We start from the raw sequence: 15590 nt of genomic DNA on the forward strand, positions 1-15590 counted from the left end.
CTATCGGCGACAGGTGACCGACCAACGGGACAGAGCATCGGCACAACGGAGGAAGAACCCATGCGTCCCACCGGTCCACTCGGCACGAATCGACGCGCGTCAGTCGTCTTCGCCGCCACCACCGCCGCCCTGCTGGCCGTGGGCACCGCCGGCTGCGGCCCGGCCGACCCGGCGTCGGGCCCCCGGCCGGGCGCCTCGGCCCCGGCGAGCACCCCCGCCGGGGTGATCGGCATCCGGGACCCGTGGGTGAAGGCGGCCGACAAGGGCATGACGGCGGCCTTCGGGACGCTTGTCAACGACAGCGACGCCGACGTCACGCTCACCGGGGCCAGCACCACCGTGTCGGCGCTGGAACTGCACGAGATGACCATGCAGGACGGCAAGATGATCATGCGGCAGAAGCAGGGCGGCATCGTGATCAGGGCGAAGGGCACCCACGTGCTGGAGCCCGGCGGCGACCACCTGATGCTGATGGACCTCCGCCAGCCGGTGCGGGCCGGCGACGAGGTCACCGTGACCCTCACCTTCGCCGACGGCCGGACCCAGCAGTTCACCGCCGTGGCAAAGCCGTTCACCGGGGCGCAGGAGAGCTACGCCCCCGGCCACGGCGCTCCCGTGCCGCAGCCGAGCGGACAGCCGGCCATGAGCGGACAGCCGACGACCGGACCGACGTCGTGACCGGACACCCGGGGGTCCGTGCGGTGGGCCGGCGTGGCCTGCTCGCCGGCGGGGTACTGGCGGCGGGGGGCGCGCTGGCCGGCGGCGCGGTGGTCGTCGCCGGGCGGGACGGCCCGAGCGACGGGCCGGGCGTGCCGCAACCGAGTCCGGTGGCGGCCGTCGGCAGCCTGGTCGAGCCGTTTCACGGGCCCCGGCAGGCGGGCGTGGCCACCGAGCCGCAGGCCCACGCCGCGTTCGTCGCGTTCACCCTGCGACCGGGAACCGACCGGGCGGCGCTGGGCCGGCTGCTGCGGCTGCTCAGCGACGACGCCGCCCGGCTCACCCAGGGCCGGCCGGCGTTGGCCGACACCGAGGCCGAACTCGGGCTGCTGCCGGCGCGGCTGACCGTGACCTTCGGTTTCGGTCCCGGCCTCTATCGGGCAGCGGGCGTCGACGACAGGCGGCCGGCGTCGGTGGCCGACCTGCCGGCGTTGCGGATCGACCGGCTCCGACCGGCCTGGTCCGGTGGGGACCTGCTGGTGCAGATCTGCGCCGACGACGCGGTCACCGTCGCGCACGCCCAGCGGGTGCTGGTCAAGGACAGCCGGCCCTTCGCCACCGTCGCATGGGTGCAGCAGGGCTTCCGGCGCAGCCCCGGCGTCGAGCCCGCCGGGCACACCCAACGTAACCTGTTCGGCCAGCTCGACGGCACCGCCAACCCCCGCCCCGGCGTCGCGTTGGACACCGCCGTCTGGGTGCCCGACGGTCCGGACTGGCTGCGCGACAGCACCACCCTGGTGGTCCGCCGGATCAGCATGAACCTGGAGACCTGGGATCTGCTCGGCCGTACCGACCGGGAACTCGCCGTCGGCCGTCGGCTCGACACCGGCGCCCCGCTCACCGGCACCGGCGAGCACGACGAGCCCGACTTCGCCGCCGTCGGCGACGACGGGCTCACCGTCATCCCCGACTTCTCCCATCTCACCCGGGCCCGGGTCACCGACGACCGGTTGAAGATCCTGCGCCGCCCGTACAACTACGACGGTGTGCCCTCCCCGCAGGGGCACGCCGACAGTGGCCTGATCTTCGCCTCTTACCAGGCCGACGTCACCGCCCAGTTCCTGCCCATCCAACGTCGACTCGCCGACCGGGACCTGCTCAACGAGTGGACCACCCCGATCGGCTCCGCCGTATTCGCCGTCCCACCCGGTTGCCCGCCCGACGGGTGGATCGGCCAGCAGGTCCTCGGGTGAACCGGCCCATGACGACCAGGTCACCGTCCCGCCGGGCCGCCGGGCCGCCCCGCCGAGTCACCGGCCGGTTCGTCGCCGCGCTGCTGGCCGGCGTGCTGACCCTGTTCGTCGCCGCCCCGCCGGCCCGGGCGCACAACGGCCTGCGGTCCGCCTCGCCGGCCCGGGACGCGACGCTGACCCACGCGCCCACCGCGATCACGCTGGAGTTCCTGGCCCGGCTCGACCCGACATTCACCACCATCGTGCTGACCGACGGGACGAAGCGACGTGTCCCTACCGGCGATCCGGTGGTCTCCGGCACGACGGGAGCCGTCCGGGTGACCGGTCCCCTGCCCAACGGGACGTACACCGTGGCGTACCGGGTGGTCTCCGTCGACGGGCACCCGGTGCAGGGGTCGTACCCGTTCACCGTGGCCGACCCGGCCGGTCCGGCCGCGCCCTCCCCCGGTCCGCCCAGTGCGTCCCCCGACCCGCCGACCGCGGCGGCCGTCGCGGTGGGGCGCGGCGGCGGGCGGTCCACCGTCGTCGGTGCCGCCGGCAGCGCGGTAGTCGTCCTGCTGGCCGCAGCAGCCCTGCTGCGTCGGCGACGCCGGTCGCGGCGCCCCTGAAGCCACCCGCCGCCGCTGGGCCGCAGGCGGTCGCGGCCCGCAGACCCGCGCCGGCAGACGGTCGTTCCCTTGTGGACCCGTGACGCCGCCGGCCCGTCCGGACATGTGCCGGGAACCGCGGGGACGTCCGCTGCGACTACCTCACCAGGCGGGGCCGACCGCAGGGAATCGGCTGACCCGCAGGCACGGGGCGACCATCGAATACATCCAACACATTCGATCGGATGGATATGTCTGTCACTGAGTTGTCCGACCCGCCGAGGCCGGAACCCGCCCCACCCGCCCGGCCGGCCCGGGGTGGCTCCCCGTTCGGCGCGCTGCTGCTGCGGCTGCACTTCTACGCCGGTGTCCTGGTCGCGCCGTTCCTGGTGGTCGCCGCGTTGACCGGGCTCGCCTACACGGTGGCCCCGCAGGTGGACGCGGCGCTCTACGGCGAGGTGTTGACCGTGACGCAGGTGGGTGAGCGCCCGGTACCGGTGGCCGACCAGGTCGGGGCGGCCCGCAACGCCCATCCGGAGGGCAGCGTCAGCGCGGTGCAGCCCGGCACCGGCGACCGGACCACGAGGGTGGTGTTCACGGTGCCGGAGCTGGCGGACAAGCAGCACACCGTGTACGTCGACCCGTACACCGGCCGGGTGCAGGGGCAGCTCACCACCTGGTTCGGGTCCACACCGGCCACCACCTGGCTGGACGACCTGCACCGCAACCTGCACCTGGGCGCGGTCGGCCGGCACTACTCGGAGCTCGCCGCGAGCTGGCTGTGGGTGCTCGCGCTCGGCGGGGTGGTGCTGTGGTGGCGTCGCCGCCGCGCCTCCCGGTCCACCGCGCGGCACCTGCTCGTACCGGACCTGACCGCCGCCCGCGGGGTGCGCCGGACCCGCAGCTGGCACGCCACCACCGGGATCTGGCTCACCGTCGGCCTGCTGTTCCTCGCGGCCACCGGGTTGACCTGGTCCCGGTACGCCGGGGCGAACTTCGGCGCCGGTCTCGACGCCCTCGACGCCCGCGCCCCGCAACTCTCCACCGCCCTCGCCGCCGGACCGGCTCCGGTCGACCCCGGTGGCGGCCACCACGGTGCCGCCGGGGCCGGCGGGGTGGTCGAGTCGGCCGCCTTCGACCGGGTGCTGACCGCCGCCCGGACGGCCGGGCTGGCCGGCCCGGTCGAGATCGCCCCCGGCGAGCCGGGCTCGGCCTGGACGGTCACCCAGGTCGACAACACCTGGCCGGTGGCCAAGGACCGGGTCGCCGTCGACCCCACGACGGGGACGGTCACCGCCCGCAGCGACTTCGCCGACTGGCCGCTGCTGGCCCAGCTCAGTGGACTCGGCATCCAGGCCCACATGGGGGTGCTCCTCGGCCCGGTCAACCAGATCCTGCTCGCCGCGCTGGCCCTCGGGCTGCTCTGCGTCGTCGTCTGGGGGTACCGGATGTGGTGGCAGCGCCGGCCCACCCGGGCGGACCGCCGGGCCCGCACCGGCACCCCGCCACCCCGGGGTGGTGTGCGGGGCCTGCCGTGGTGGGCGGTGCCCGTCGGCGTACCGGTGGTGGCGGCGATCGGCTGGGCCTTGCCCCTGCTCGGGCTGAGCCTGCTCGCCTTCCTCGTCGTCGACGTCGCCCTGGGCGTGGCGGCCCGACGTCGCCGCGACGCCGCCCCCGCACCGGCCGGCGGATGACGTGCCGCCCCCGGCCGGCACGTCACATTCCCCGGGCGACGATTGACCGGTCGGGGGTCGCGCCGTTACGGTCGACCCACTATCTGCGGCGTCGCGAGGTAAGCCGGTGGGAATCCGGCGCGGTCGCGCCACTGTGAGCGGTTCCGTCGTCGACGGGTCCGTGAGCCAGGACGCTCGGTCGTCCGCAGCCTTGCGATGGGGACGCGTCATCCCCGGGAAGGTTCGAATCCCATGTCGAGTCCCACTCCTGCCCAGCCGCTGGTGCACCCCGTCGGGTCCACCCGTCTGTGGTGGACGGCCCTGGCCGTCGCCGGCGTACTCCTGCTGCTCACCTACCTGGTCGCGTTCGACCAGGGGGCGGTCTCGCGCAGCGGCATGTTCCTGCACGAACTGATGCACGACGGCCGGCACCTGCTCGGTGTCCCGTGCCACTGACCGCTGCCCACAACCCACCCACCTTCGTCACCGTCCTGCTCCGCGGGCTCCTCGCCGGCCTCGTCGCCGGTCTACTCGCGGGCGGTTTCGGCTACCTCGCCGGTGAGCCGCGCATCGACGCGGCCATCGCGATCGAGGAGGCCGCCACCCACACCGGGCCGGTGGCCGACGACCACCACGCCGAGGACCTGGTCGGCCGGGACGGGCAGCGGTTCGGCCTGTTCCTGGCCACCGGCCTGTTCGGGACGGCGATGGGTGGCCTGCTCGCGACCGCGTACGTGCTGCTGCGCCGACGGTTCCCGGCCGCCGACGACGGCCGGTCGGCGTTGCTGCTGGCGGGCGGTGCCCTGCTCGGCGTAGTGCTCGTGCCGTTCGGGAAGTACCCGGCCAATCCCCCGGCGGTGGGCAACCCCGACACCATCGACCAGCGCACCGCCGCCTACCTGGCGTTGGTGGTGCTCGGCCTGGTGGCCGTCTGGGCGGGCACCCTGGGCTACCGGTCGGTCCGCGCCGACGCGCCGCCCTGGCAACGGTGCGGCGCGGCCCTCGGCGGGTTCGTCCTGGTCGCCGGCGTCGGGTACGTCGTCCTGCCGTCGTTCCAGGAGGTCCCGGAGGACTTCCCGGCAGCCCTGCTGTGGAACTTCCGGCTGGCCTCGCTCGGCACCCAGGTGGTGCTGTGGACCGCCCTCGGTCTGTTGTTCAGCGCCCTGATGAGCCGACGCACCGCAGGGCCGCGCCCCGGCGACCGGGCCCGTGCGCCGCTGACCGGTCAGGGCACGCCGGCCCGCCCGTGACCTCGACCAGCCTGCGGCTGGTCGCCCACGCCCACACCGGCGCGCTGCGGCGGGCGGTGTTCGGCGCGGGCGACGACGACCTGGACGAGGGAGGTCGACAGGCCGCCCTCGCCCTGGCCGGTCACGGCCGGACCGGGCCACTGGGCACCGTGGACACCTGTCTGACCAGCCCGGCGACCGCAGCGGTGCAGACTGCGTACGCCCTGGGGTTACGGCCCACCGTCGAGGCTGCGCTGGCCGACTGCGACTACGCCGGCTGGGCCGGGCGCAGCCTGGCCGACGTCGGGGCGCGCGAGCCCGGGGCGCTGCGCCAGTGGTGGGAGACGCCCGGGGCGACGCCGCACGGCGGGGAGTCCCTCGTCGCGCTGCGCGAGCGGGTCGCCGGCTGGCTCGACGACCGGCTCGGGCCGGGCCGGCGGATCGTCGCGGTGACCCATCCGATGGTGGTCCGGGTGGCGATCGTGCACGCGCTCGGCCTGCCGATGGCCGCCCTGCCCCGGCTGGACGTCGCCCCCCTGGCGGTGGTGCGCCTCAGCCGGTACGGCCCCCGGTGGCAGCTCCGGTTCACCGCGCCGGCCGGGCCCGGGGACCGGCACCCACAATGACCGGCCGGTCCGCCTCCGGCGAATCCGGTGGCGGTGCGGGCTGGGTGGTGGCGAGACTCGACGTGTGCCAGAACCGGACCGTTTCCGCGTCGCCGTCCACACCTGGGCGGCCGGCGGCCCGGACTCGGCGCAGGCCGCGGTGCTCGCCCGCCGCCTGGCCGGTGCCGGGCTGACCACGGTGGTGCTCGTCGAGGGGGTCAGCGACCGCGGCGCGGTCGAGGCGCTGGCCGTACGGCGTGGCCGCGACCTGCCCGCCGAGGGCGTCTGCGTGCTGCCGATCGGCGGTGCGACGAGCGCCGGCCGGTTCCTGCGGCTGCTCGGTCCGCCGGGTCTCGGCCTGGCCGTCCGGGGGATGTGCGACGAGGCCGAAGAGGGCTGGTTCCGACGCGGCCTGGAGCAGGTCGGTCTCGGCGTCGGCCTGGACCGCCCCGCGATGGAGGCGCTGGGCTTCCCGGTCTGCGTCGCCGACCTGGAGGACGAACTGATCCGCGCGTCGGGTCCCGCCGGAGTCGAGGACGTCCTCGCCGCTGAGGGTGACCTGCCCCGGTTCCGGGTCTTCCAGAACCAGCCCGCCCAGCGCGGCCGGTCCGTCGAGCGGCAACTGCGCCGGTTCCTGGGCACCACCAGCGGCCGCAAGGCCCGGTACGCCGCCGCGCTGGTGCACGCCCTCGACCCGGACCACGTGCCCCGGCCGTTGGACCTGCTGCTTCCCGCCCGACCACACCGCACCGACCGCCCCCCGGACGCACCCGGGCGGCGGGACACGGCCGCCGGCCCGGGTAGGGTCGCGCAGATGACCGGTGACCCGCCACTGCTCGCTGCCGACGATCCGCTGGCGGTCGCGGTGACCGGGGCGATCCGCGACGGCGACCTCGCCCGGCTGCGGTCGCTGCTCGACGCGCATCCGGGGTTGGCCGCCGCGCGCATCGCCGACCGGGTCGGCGGGGTCCGAACCCTGCTGCACGTGGTCACCGACTGGCCGGGCCGGTTCCCGCGTGGTGCCGCCACCGTCGCCGCACTGGTCGCCGCCGGTGCCGACGTCGACGCCCGGTTCGCCGGGCCGCACCGGGAGACCCCGCTGCACTGGGCGGCCAGTTGCGACGACGTGGACGTCGTCGACGCCCTGCTGGACGCCGGCGCCGACCTCGAAGCTCCCGGGAGCGTGATCGCCGACGGCACGCCGCTGGCGAACGCGCGGGCCTTCGCCCAGTGGCGGGCGGCGTACCGGCTGGTCGTCCGGGGGGCCCGCACCACCCTCGTCGACGCGGCGACGCTCGGCCTGCACGACCGGGTGGAGCGGGCCTGCACCGGCGACACCCCGCCGACGCCCGACGAGATCGACTGGGCGTTCTGGGGTGCGTGCCACGGCGGGCGGCAGTCCTGCGCCGGGTACCTGTGGGCACGCGGCGCGCGGCTCAACCGGGTACCGCCGTGGGAGCACCGCACCGCCCTGGACGCGGCCGTCCGGCGGGGCGCCACCGAGCTGGTCGGGTGGCTGCGGGCGCGGGGCGCCGTCACCGCCGCCGATCTGGACCCGCGCCCGCCCGACGCCACCGGCTGACCCGGCACGCCTGTCGCGCGTCACGACGGGACGGCACCGTCGGCAGGGGGCTACTCCCCGGCGGCCAACTGTTCCTTGGCCTCGTCGTAGCCGGCCGCCGCCGGCGCGTCGGTCGGCGCGTAGATCACCCGGATCACCCCGGTCGGGTACACCTCGGTCGTGGTCACCCGCAGGTGGTACGGGGTGTTCCCGTCGTCGAACAGCCTGCGGCCCTTGCGCGCCGCCACCGGGTGCACCAGCAGCCGCAGCTCGTCGACGAGCCCGGCGGCGAGCAGCTGCTGCACCACCGAGATCGAGCCGGGGATGAGGACGCCGCCGACACCGGGGTCGTCACGCAGCGCGGCGACGACGTCGAGGAGGTCACCGTCGAGCACCTCGGAGTTGCGCCAGGGCAGCTCCCTCGCCTGCCGCGTGACGACCACCTTGCGCAGGTCGCCGAGCTGCTTGGCGAAGGGGGCGTCGTCACCGCCGGCGGCCTCCCGGTCGGGCCACGCCCCGGCGAAGCTGTCGTAGGTCTCCCGGCCGAGCAGCAGCACGTCGGCGGTGTCGTAGTCCGCGCTGACGGCCCGCCCCATGTTGTCGTCGAAGTACGGGAAGTGCCAGTCGGGGTCGATCTCGGCCACGCCGTCGGCCGAGATGAACAGCGTGGAGATGACCTTTGCCATCGGGAGGTCCCTTCAGGTCGGTAGCCGGACCGGCCCAGCATCCCAAACTTCCCGGTCGGACATCGCCCATCCCCCGGCCGACGGTCCGGCCCGTCGTGAGCGGGCCCTAACCGCGCAGCCTGATCCGGTAGCGTCGGGTGGGGCCGAAGCGGGTGTCCCCGATGCCCTCGAAAAGGCCGCCGCACCGTTCGATCGTCCGGGCCGAGGCAACATTGTCGGTCGCGCAGACGACCAGCAGCCGTTCCCGACCGAGTAGCCGTGCCTCGGCGAGCATCCGTCGCACCGCCCAGGTGGCCAGCCCCCGGCGGCGTGCGGAGGGACGGATGCCGTACCCGAGATGGCCGGCCCAGTGCGCCTGTTCGTCGTGGTCGGGGCGCAGGGCGATCCCGCCGAGCACCTGCACCCGTCCCGGCTCCCGCTCGATGATCCAGCGGTACGTGCAGGTGTGGTCGGTCGCCCCAGACCGGTCCGGCGGTGGCGTCAGTCGTGCCAGCCAGGCGGCGAACCCGGCCGGCGTGTCCACCTCGTCGGACGGGCGCAGTCCGAAGCCGTCCTCGTGCTGCCCCGGCCCCCATTCCGCGTGCGCTTCCTGCCATGCGTCGCGCAGGTGGGCGGTGGGGGCGATCAGGTCAGGCATCCGCCGAAGGTACCCCCGCCGGACGAGGGGGTGGGCGCGCCGACGCCGCGGTCCGGTCGCCGGCGGAAAAGATCGTGGTGGGCGGTGAAACCGGGGGGCCGTTCCGGACGTCCTGAGGGGTGAGTCGGGTACCGGCGGCGACGACCGGGCCGGTACGTCGACGGAGATCCCCCACCAGAAGGAGCGAACGATGTCGACGAAACGATGGCTCGCGGGCGTCGGGCTGCTGGCCCTGACCGGCGCGCTGGCGGCCTGTGCCCAGTCGCGGCCCGGGGCCGACGCGCCCCCGGCCGAGCCGCAGCGGAAGACGGCGGCGGTGGCGGTGGGGCTGTCCGCCACCCCGCCGAAGACGAGTTCCGCCCCGCGCGGGTTCACCGGCACCCGGCAGTACACGATCGTCCGGGTCGGTTCGTTCGAGGGCGGCCTGTCGCTGACCGACTCCGGGCGGTTGGCCGAGGTCGACGACGACCAGGGGCGGCAGCTGTTCGTACCGACCCCGCTGGGCGGTGGCAAGTACCTGATCAAGGCGTACGCCCGGACCAGTGCCGGCCCGCTGTGCTGGCGGGTGCATAATCCGGGCAACAGCCAGCCGTTGGTGGTGCAGGCGGCCACCTGCCGCAGCGACGACGCGCGCCAGCAGTTCGAGATCGTCGCGGCGGCCGGCAGCACGCCGTCGTACCTGATCAGCAGCGCCGGGGCGTTCCTGCGGACCTCCGCGCGCTCCGGTCTCATCCTCGAGGAGTTGGGTGACGCCCCGCCGACCAGCAGTTTCCGGTTCACCGACAACGGGCCGGCACCGGCCGGACGGTGACGGTGGGCCGGTCGGGTCGGCCGGGGGCACGACGCCGGCCGACCCGACCGGAACGGGGCGCGACAGCGGCGGGCGGGGCCGGGCGCAGGGTGGGACGGGACCAGAGGCGAGCGGGTGGTGGAGATCGTGATCGATGCGTGACGCCGAGGAGTTCGACGCGTTCTACGCCTCGTCGGCCCAGCGGGTGCTGGGGCAGGTGTACGCGATGGTCGGCAGCCGTACCGAGGCCGAGGACGCGGTGGCCGAGGCGTACGCCCGTGCCTGGAGCCGCTGGTCGACGGTGCGGGAGTGCGACAGCCCCGAGGCGTGGGTGCGCAAGGTGGCGTACCGGATCGCGGTGAGCGCCTGGCGCAAGACGGTGAACCGGGTGCGGGCCCACCGTCGGGAGGCGGTCGCCCAGCAGGTCGATGCGATCTCGGTCGATCATGTCGTGCTGGTCGAGGCGTTGCGGCGCATCCCCGGCGAGCAGCGCCGGGCGATCGTGCTGCACCATCTGGTCGGCCTCAGCGTGGCCGAGATCGCCGTGGAGACCCGGGCGAATCCGAACACCGTCAAGACCCGGCTGGCCCGGGGCCGCCGGGGCCTGGCCGGGTACCTGAGCGGCGACGAACAGCAGACGACGGCGGGGAGGGGCCATGGGGTCTGACGACATGCTCGACGACGCCCTGCGGGGGCTGGCCCGGCACGCCGGGCAGACCGGTCGGCTCGCCACGGTCGCCGAGGTCCGCCGGCGGGGCGACCGCAGGCGTCGGCAGCGGCACGTCGCGACGGCCGCGGTGGGGGTCGTGGTGCTGGGGACGCTGGGGGCCGGTTTCGCCGTGGCCCGCCTGGCAGGGCCGCCGCAGGCCACCGTGCCCGTCGGTCCGCCCGCCACGACGTCGACGCCGCCCACGGCGACCCCGTCCACCGGGCCGACGCCGCGTACCCCGGCCACCGGTGGCCCGACGCCCGGCGCGACGGATGCCACACCGCAGGGTTCGGCGACCGCCGATCCGTTGCGGCTCGGGCAGCGCCGGTACGCCCTGGTGCGGTCCGCGGCGGCGGAGGGCGCGGTGTCCCTGCTCGACGACGGTCGCCTCGGTGAGGTCGACGGCGACGAAGGCCGGTCGCTGTTCGTCTTCGTACCCCAGGGTTCCGGCACCTACCTGGTCCGGACCGCCGAACCGGACGCCGACGGCGACCTTGCCTGTTGGCAGGTCCGGTCGTCGGGTTCCCAGCCGCTCACCGTGGCCGGGGCCCCGTGTGAGCCGACGGAGCCACGGCAACTGTTCTCGATCACCGTCGACGGTACGGCCGGTGGCCAGCGGACCTATGCCGTCAGCAACAACTCGGCGTACCTGCAGTACTCCAGCCGTCGCGGGCTGATCCTCGAGGAACTGGGCGACGCCCCGCTGACGACGGTGTTCCGGTTCGTCGACAACGGCCCCGCACCGCAGGGCTGAGCCCGGCCCGGGCGCGGGTGGCCGCGCTCACCGTCGGGGCAGGCCGGCCAGCCAGCGGTCCAGTTCCGCCGGGGAGTCGAAGCGCAGCACAGGCGGCCCGGTGGGGTCGGTCTGCCAGGCCCGCATCCGGCGGCGGGCCCGGCCGTACGCGCCGACGTGCCAGAGCAGGATCGAGTCCCGGGACAGCACGCTGCGCAGTGTCTCCCGGTTGCCGTTGCAGATCACCTCGCCGGTCACCAACCGGCGGAGGGTGCGGCGCAGCAACCGCCCCAAGGACAGCCAGCGCGGGTAGTCCAGGGCGACGACCAGGTCGGCGCGGCCCAGCGGCACGTCCCGCCACCCGTGGTAGGCCCCGTCGATGATCCACTGTTCGCCCTGGCAGATCCGGGTGATCCGGTCGCGTTGCTCGGCGACCGGCACCTCGACCCAGCCGGGCAGCCACAGCAGGTCGTCGACGGGGTGCCAGGGCAGGCCCAGCCGGTCGGCCAGTTCCGCGGCGAGTGTGGACTTGCCCGCGCCGTACACCCCGTAGACCAGGATGCGGGACGGTGCGCTCATCCGGGCAGCCTACGCAGCAGGTACGCGGTCCGCACGGTGCGCCCGGGGCGGTCCGGCGCGACGGTCGCCGGGCGCGGGCGGCCGGCCGCCGGTCGGCACGGCGGGTGTCGATGCCTCTTGTCGGAATCTCCCGCCGTCCATTAGTTTGTTTAACATCCAGACCAACTAGCTCCACTTCCACCTGCGAATCCACCACCAGCCCTTTTCGAGGGGGAACCGATGACACCCCAGCAACCCGGCTCGAAGGCCTCGCGCCGCCACTTCCTCGGCCTGGTCGGCCTCGGCACGGCCGCCATCGCCGGCGGCCCCCTGCTCGCCGGGTGCTCCGAGAAGCCGGCCGGCTCCGGCGCCGCGCAGAACCTGGACGCGTACGCCAACCTGCTGCCGACGCAGAAGGACCTCGCCCAGAGCATCAAGCCCGACATCATCGGCACCCGACCGGTGCCCGACGGCTACACGAAGTACCCGACCTCACTGGTCGACGCGATCACCGAGCGGCCCGGCACCAGCGGCAAGGAGATCACCGCGATGACCCCGGCCTGGGGTCCGGCCCCACCCGGAGTCGCCCAGAACGCCTACCTCCAGGCGGTCAACGCCGAGCTGGGCACGCCGGTGAACTTCACCATCCAGGACGGCAACACCTACGCCGACAAGCTCAACGCGATGCTCGGCGCGCGGGACGTCCCGGAACTGCTCTGCGTGCCGGGTTGGGAGGTGCAGAAGATCCCGCGCTTCTCCGAGGCGATCAAGGTGCTCTTCGAGGACCTCACCGACTACCTCAAGGGCGACGCGGCCAACGCGTACCCGATGCTGGCCTCGTTCCCCACCGGCGCCTGGCGCAACTCGCTGTGGAACGAGCGGCTGATGGCCGTGCCCAACCCGACCGACGGGCCGTTCCCGTGGGCGTTGTTCACCCGCAAGGACCTGCTCGACGCGCGCGGGCTGGCGGTGCCGGCGTCGCTCAACGACCTGCTCACCGTGGCCAAGCAGGTCACCGACCCGGCCAAGAAGGTGTGGGCGTTCGACAACGTCTTCGAGATGATCCAGATGTACCACAAGGTGCCGGCCTCCAAGCAGGGCTGGCGGCTGAAGGCCGACGGGACCCCGGAGTTCAAGTACGAGACCCCGGAGTACCGGCAGGCCCTGGAGGTGATGGCCAAGATCTACAAGGACGGTCTGGTCCACCCCGAGATCGTCGCCAGCAAGGGCGCGGACAACGTCCAACTGTTCGCCAAGAACGGCGCGATCGTCTTCTCCCGCAACGGGGTGGGCTTCTGGCAGGGCGCCCAGGCCGAGCACCAGAAGGTCAACCCCAAGCTGAACATCCAGCCGGTGCCGATCTTCTCGGCCACCGGCGGTGACCCCCTGGTCTGGGGCGACGACGAGCCGATCTCCTTCACCTTCGTCAGGAAGGGACTCGGCAAGGACCGGGTCGAGGAACTGCTGCGGATCATGAACTGGTGCTCCGCGCCGCTGGGTTCGCAGGAGGCGCAGCTGCGGGACTACGGGGTGGCGGGCAAGCACCACACCAGCACCCCGAACGGGCCGGTCAAGACCGACCTGGCGTTCAAGGAGATCGCCAACCAGTACTTCTTCATCAGTGGGCGCAACCCCACCATCGGCCCGTACCCGGAGACCCCGAACTACGTACCGGACCTGCTGAACTACTCCAACAACATGGTGAAGTTCCTGGAGAAGGACCCGTGGGACGGGGTGAAGCTGGAGATGCCGGCCGCGTACAAGGCCAACCAGGTGCCCACCGAGGACAAGTTCACCGACATGCTGCGGGGTCGCCGGCCACTGTCCGACATCGACGCCATCGTGCAGGAGTGGAAGGCCAACGGGGGCGAGGAAGCGCGGGAACTGCTCGCCAAGTCGCTACCCAAGGCCGGGCGATGACCACTCGCGACACCACCGTCGCGGCCGGGTCCGACCGGACCCGGCCCGACGGGCCCACCCTGGCGGGGCGAGAACGCCGTCCCGCCCGTCGGCGGCGGGTGCCGCTGCGCACCCGACTCGCCCGGGACTGGCAACTGCTGGCCATGGTGACGCCCGGCTTCCTCGTCCTGCTGGTCTTCAGCTACCTGCCGATCCTGGGCAACGTCATCGCCTTCCAGGACTACAACCCCTACCTGGGGGACAACCCGTTGCAGGCGTTCGCGCGCAGCAACTGGATCGGGTTCGGGCAGTTCCAGCTGTTGTTCGAGGACTCGGCCTTCTGGGAGGCGTTCCGCAACACCCTGGCGATCACCGCGTTCCAACTGGTCTTCTTCTTCCCGCTGCCGATCTTCCTGGCGATCATGCTGCACAACCTGCTGTCCAGCCGGTGGCGCGGCTTCGTGCAGACCGTCGTCTATCTGCCGCACTTCTTCAGCTGGGTGCTGGTGGTCACCTTCTTCGTCGCCATGCTCGGCGGCGCCGGACTGCTGGCGCAGACCATGCGCGACGCCGGGATGCAGCCGTGGAACGTGATGACCAACCCGGACACCTTCATCATCCTGGTCACCGCCGAGGCGGTCTGGAAGGACGTCGGCTGGGGAACCATCGTCTTCCTCGCCGCGCTGTCCACCATCGACACCAGCCTCTACGAGGCGGCGGCGGCCGACGGCGCCGGCCGGTGGCGGCGGCTGTGGCACATCACCCTGCCCGGTCTACGCCCGGTGATCGTGCTGCTGCTCATCCTGCGGCTGGGCGACGCGCTCTCGGTCGGCTTCGAACAGTTCCTGCTGCAACGCGACGCGGTGGGCCGGCAGGCCGCCGAGGTGCTCGACACGTTCGTCTACCACTTCTCCATCGCCACCGGGAACTACGGCTACGGCGCGGCGGCCGGCCTGTTCAAGGCCGCGATCGGGCTCGGCCTGATCCTGGCCGCCAACCGGGTCGCCCACCTGCTCGGCGAACGGGGGATCTACTCGAAATGACCGAGACCGTCGCACTGCGGGCCCGCACCGGACGCAACCGCCGGCCGGTGTGGGAGGAGCCACCGACCCGGATCGGCCAGGGGCTCAAAGCCGCTTTCCTGGGCCTGCTCGTGCTCAGCGTGCTCTTCCCGCTCTGGGTGATCCTGGTGACCAGCCTGTCCTCCCGGGAGGCCCTCGCCGAGGCCGGCGGCATCGTCGTCATCCCCCGGGGCATCGACACCGCGGCCTACGAGACGATCTTCGCCGGTGGGGCGGTCACCCGGGCGCTGTGGATCAGCACGCTGGTCACCGTCATCGGCAGCGCGCTGGCGTTGACGGTGACCGTGCTGGCCGCGTATGGGCTGTCCCAGCCACGTTCGGTCGGCTACCGCTGGCTGCTGATCTACTTCCTGGTCCCGTTCCTGGTCTACCCGCCGCTGGTGCCGAAGTACCTGGTGGTGACCGGGCTGGGCCTCAAGGACACCATCTGGGCGCTGATCCTGCCGCCGGCGATCAGCGTGTTCAACCTGGTCGTGGTGCGGGGCTTCTTCCAGGCCATCCCGCAGGAACTGCTGGACAGCGCCCGGGTCGACGGGGCGAGCCACTTCCGTACCCTGGGCCAGATCGTGCTGCCGCTGTCCCGGGCGGTCATCGCCGTGGTGGGCCTGTTCTACGCGGTGAGCTACTGGAACGTCTGGTTCGACGCGCTGCTGTTCATCGACCGCAACGACATGTACCCGATCCAGCGGGTGTTGCAGAGCTACCTGCTGGCCGGTCAGGCCCCGCACACCTCCGGCGGCAGCACCGGAGTGTCGATGCCGCCGACCGAGGCCATCAAGATGGCGGTGGTCGTGCTCACCGTCGCCCCGATCGTCGCGGTGTACCCGTTCATCCAGCGCCACTTCATCAAGGGCGTGCTGATCGGTGCCGTGAAGGGCTGACCGGTCCGGGGCGGGGGCGGGTCGGCGGGGATGGCGGCCCGCGTGCGACA

The 15590-nt window shown here is 73.4% G+C and carries 17 protein-coding genes and 1 riboswitch; of the genes, 14 read left to right on the plus strand and 3 right to left on the minus strand.

Annotated elements, in window-relative coordinates; translation table 11 throughout:
- The first annotated feature begins 60 nt into the window (after positions 1-60).
- The 8 genes from JQN84_RS21055 to JQN84_RS32335 all read left to right on the plus strand — a co-directional run bounded on the left by JQN84_RS21055 (position 61) and on the right by JQN84_RS32335 (position 7586).
- Positions 61-678 carry a copper chaperone PCu(A)C gene (locus JQN84_RS21055; protein WP_204960217.1) on the plus strand — a complete coding sequence of 206 codons (618 nt, stop codon included), beginning with the start codon at positions 61-63 and terminating at the stop codon, positions 676-678.
- 23 nt (positions 679-701) lie between these two features.
- A complete protein-coding gene (locus JQN84_RS21060) occupies positions 702-1910 on the plus strand; it encodes a Dyp-type peroxidase (protein WP_204960343.1) in 1209 nt (402 codons plus the stop codon).
- A gap of 8 nt (positions 1911-1918) precedes the next feature.
- A complete protein-coding gene (locus tag JQN84_RS21065; protein ID WP_204960218.1) occupies positions 1919-2518 on the plus strand; it encodes a copper resistance CopC family protein in 600 nt (199 codons plus the stop codon).
- Positions 2519-2742: 224 nt separating this feature from the next.
- Positions 2743-4191, plus strand: a complete 1449-nt coding sequence (locus JQN84_RS21070) for a PepSY-associated TM helix domain-containing protein (protein WP_372446004.1) — start codon at positions 2743-2745, stop codon at positions 4189-4191.
- Between the two features lie 55 nt (positions 4192-4246).
- Positions 4247-4388, plus strand: a riboswitch (cobalamin riboswitch).
- A gap of 34 nt (positions 4389-4422) precedes the next feature.
- Positions 4423-4626, plus strand: coding sequence for a CbtB domain-containing protein (locus tag JQN84_RS21075; protein ID WP_204960219.1), 204 nt, complete (start codon positions 4423-4425; stop codon positions 4624-4626).
- Positions 4617-5420, plus strand: coding sequence for a CbtA family protein (locus JQN84_RS21080; protein WP_281898021.1), 804 nt, complete (start codon positions 4617-4619; stop codon positions 5418-5420). The genes JQN84_RS21075 and JQN84_RS21080 overlap by 10 nt, the downstream gene beginning before the upstream one ends.
- On the plus strand, positions 5417-6025 hold the full coding sequence (locus JQN84_RS21085; RefSeq protein ID WP_204960220.1) for a histidine phosphatase family protein: 609 nt from the start codon (positions 5417-5419) through the stop codon (positions 6023-6025). The genes JQN84_RS21080 and JQN84_RS21085 overlap by 4 nt, the downstream gene beginning before the upstream one ends.
- 64 nt (positions 6026-6089) lie before the next feature.
- Positions 6090-7586, plus strand: coding sequence for a TOPRIM nucleotidyl transferase/hydrolase domain-containing protein (locus tag JQN84_RS32335; RefSeq protein ID WP_307821376.1), 1497 nt, complete (start codon positions 6090-6092; stop codon positions 7584-7586).
- Between the two features lie 50 nt (positions 7587-7636).
- On the opposite strand, the gene JQN84_RS21095 is transcribed toward JQN84_RS32335, so the two are convergent.
- Positions 7637-8251 carry a dihydrofolate reductase family protein gene (locus JQN84_RS21095; protein ID WP_145920269.1) on the minus strand — a complete coding sequence of 205 codons (615 nt, stop codon included), beginning with the start codon at positions 8249-8251 and terminating at the stop codon, positions 7637-7639.
- Between the two features lie 106 nt (positions 8252-8357).
- Complete coding sequence (locus JQN84_RS21100; protein WP_088644937.1) at positions 8358-8888, minus strand: GNAT family N-acetyltransferase; 531 nt, start codon at positions 8886-8888, stop codon at positions 8358-8360.
- 190 nt (positions 8889-9078) lie between these two features.
- Here JQN84_RS21100 and JQN84_RS21105 point away from each other — a divergent pair, with 190 nt between their 5' ends.
- The 3 genes from JQN84_RS21105 (at position 9079) to JQN84_RS21115 (ending at position 11141) form a co-directional block, all read left to right on the plus strand.
- Positions 9079-9699 carry a hypothetical protein gene (locus JQN84_RS21105; protein WP_204960221.1) on the plus strand — a complete coding sequence of 207 codons (621 nt, stop codon included), beginning with the start codon at positions 9079-9081 and terminating at the stop codon, positions 9697-9699.
- A gap of 133 nt (positions 9700-9832) precedes the next feature.
- Positions 9833-10345 (plus strand): SigE family RNA polymerase sigma factor, encoded by a 513-nt coding sequence (locus tag JQN84_RS21110; RefSeq protein WP_204960222.1) that lies wholly within the window; start codon positions 9833-9835, stop codon positions 10343-10345.
- On the plus strand, positions 10335-11141 hold the full coding sequence (locus JQN84_RS21115) for a hypothetical protein (RefSeq protein WP_204960223.1): 807 nt from the start codon (positions 10335-10337) through the stop codon (positions 11139-11141). Before JQN84_RS21110 ends, JQN84_RS21115 begins: the two co-directional genes overlap by 11 nt.
- 27 nt (positions 11142-11168) lie before the next feature.
- Here JQN84_RS21115 and JQN84_RS21120 read toward each other — a convergent pair whose 3' ends face one another.
- Positions 11169-11699, minus strand: coding sequence for a P-loop NTPase family protein (locus JQN84_RS21120; protein WP_204960224.1), 531 nt, complete (start codon positions 11697-11699; stop codon positions 11169-11171).
- A gap of 219 nt (positions 11700-11918) precedes the next feature.
- Here JQN84_RS21120 and JQN84_RS21125 point away from each other — a divergent pair, with 219 nt between their 5' ends.
- Genes JQN84_RS21125 through JQN84_RS21135 form a run of 3 tightly spaced genes read left to right on the plus strand, consistent with a single transcriptional unit; the run spans position 11919 to position 15540 of the window.
- On the plus strand, positions 11919-13598 hold the full coding sequence (locus tag JQN84_RS21125; RefSeq protein ID WP_204960225.1) for an extracellular solute-binding protein: 1680 nt from the start codon (positions 11919-11921) through the stop codon (positions 13596-13598).
- Positions 13595-14620 carry an ABC transporter permease gene (locus tag JQN84_RS21130; RefSeq protein ID WP_204960226.1) on the plus strand — a complete coding sequence of 342 codons (1026 nt, stop codon included), beginning with the start codon at positions 13595-13597 and terminating at the stop codon, positions 14618-14620. The genes JQN84_RS21125 and JQN84_RS21130 overlap by 4 nt, the downstream gene beginning before the upstream one ends.
- A complete protein-coding gene (locus JQN84_RS21135; RefSeq protein ID WP_204960227.1) occupies positions 14617-15540 on the plus strand; it encodes a carbohydrate ABC transporter permease in 924 nt (307 codons plus the stop codon). The genes JQN84_RS21130 and JQN84_RS21135 overlap by 4 nt, the downstream gene beginning before the upstream one ends.
- Positions 15541-15590 lie beyond the last annotated feature (50 nt).

This window comes from Micromonospora humidisoli (genome assembly GCF_016900955.1).
GTDB lineage: Bacteria > Actinomycetota > Actinomycetes > Mycobacteriales > Micromonosporaceae > Micromonospora > Micromonospora wenchangensis.

Excerpts from the sequence above, each read along its gene's own strand:
- JQN84_RS21095 (WP_145920269.1), bottom strand. The coding sequence starts at position 8,251 with ATGGCAAAGGTCATCTCCACGCTGTTCATCTCGGCCGACGGCGTGGCC.
- JQN84_RS21055 (WP_204960217.1), top strand. The coding sequence starts at position 61 with ATGCGTCCCACCGGTCCACTCGGCACGAATCGACGCGCGTCAGTCGTC.
- JQN84_RS21130 (WP_204960226.1), top strand. The coding sequence starts at position 13,595 with ATGACCACTCGCGACACCACCGTCGCGGCCGGGTCCGACCGGACCCGG.
- JQN84_RS21065 (WP_204960218.1), top strand. The coding sequence starts at position 1,919 with ATGACGACCAGGTCACCGTCCCGCCGGGCCGCCGGGCCGCCCCGCCGA.
- JQN84_RS21070 (WP_372446004.1), top strand. The coding sequence starts at position 2,743 with ATGGATATGTCTGTCACTGAGTTGTCCGACCCGCCGAGGCCGGAACCC.
- JQN84_RS21115 (WP_204960223.1), top strand. The coding sequence starts at position 10,335 with ATGGGGTCTGACGACATGCTCGACGACGCCCTGCGGGGGCTGGCCCGG.
- JQN84_RS21110 (WP_204960222.1), top strand. The coding sequence starts at position 9,833 with ATGCGTGACGCCGAGGAGTTCGACGCGTTCTACGCCTCGTCGGCCCAG.
- JQN84_RS21100 (WP_088644937.1), bottom strand. The coding sequence starts at position 8,888 with ATGCCTGACCTGATCGCCCCCACCGCCCACCTGCGCGACGCATGGCAG.
- JQN84_RS21125 (WP_204960225.1), top strand. The coding sequence starts at position 11,919 with ATGACACCCCAGCAACCCGGCTCGAAGGCCTCGCGCCGCCACTTCCTC.
- JQN84_RS21075 (WP_204960219.1), top strand. The coding sequence starts at position 4,423 with ATGTCGAGTCCCACTCCTGCCCAGCCGCTGGTGCACCCCGTCGGGTCC.
- JQN84_RS21105 (WP_204960221.1), top strand. The coding sequence starts at position 9,079 with ATGTCGACGAAACGATGGCTCGCGGGCGTCGGGCTGCTGGCCCTGACC.
- JQN84_RS21120 (WP_204960224.1), bottom strand. The coding sequence starts at position 11,699 with ATGAGCGCACCGTCCCGCATCCTGGTCTACGGGGTGTACGGCGCGGGC.
- JQN84_RS21135 (WP_204960227.1), top strand. The coding sequence starts at position 14,617 with ATGACCGAGACCGTCGCACTGCGGGCCCGCACCGGACGCAACCGCCGG.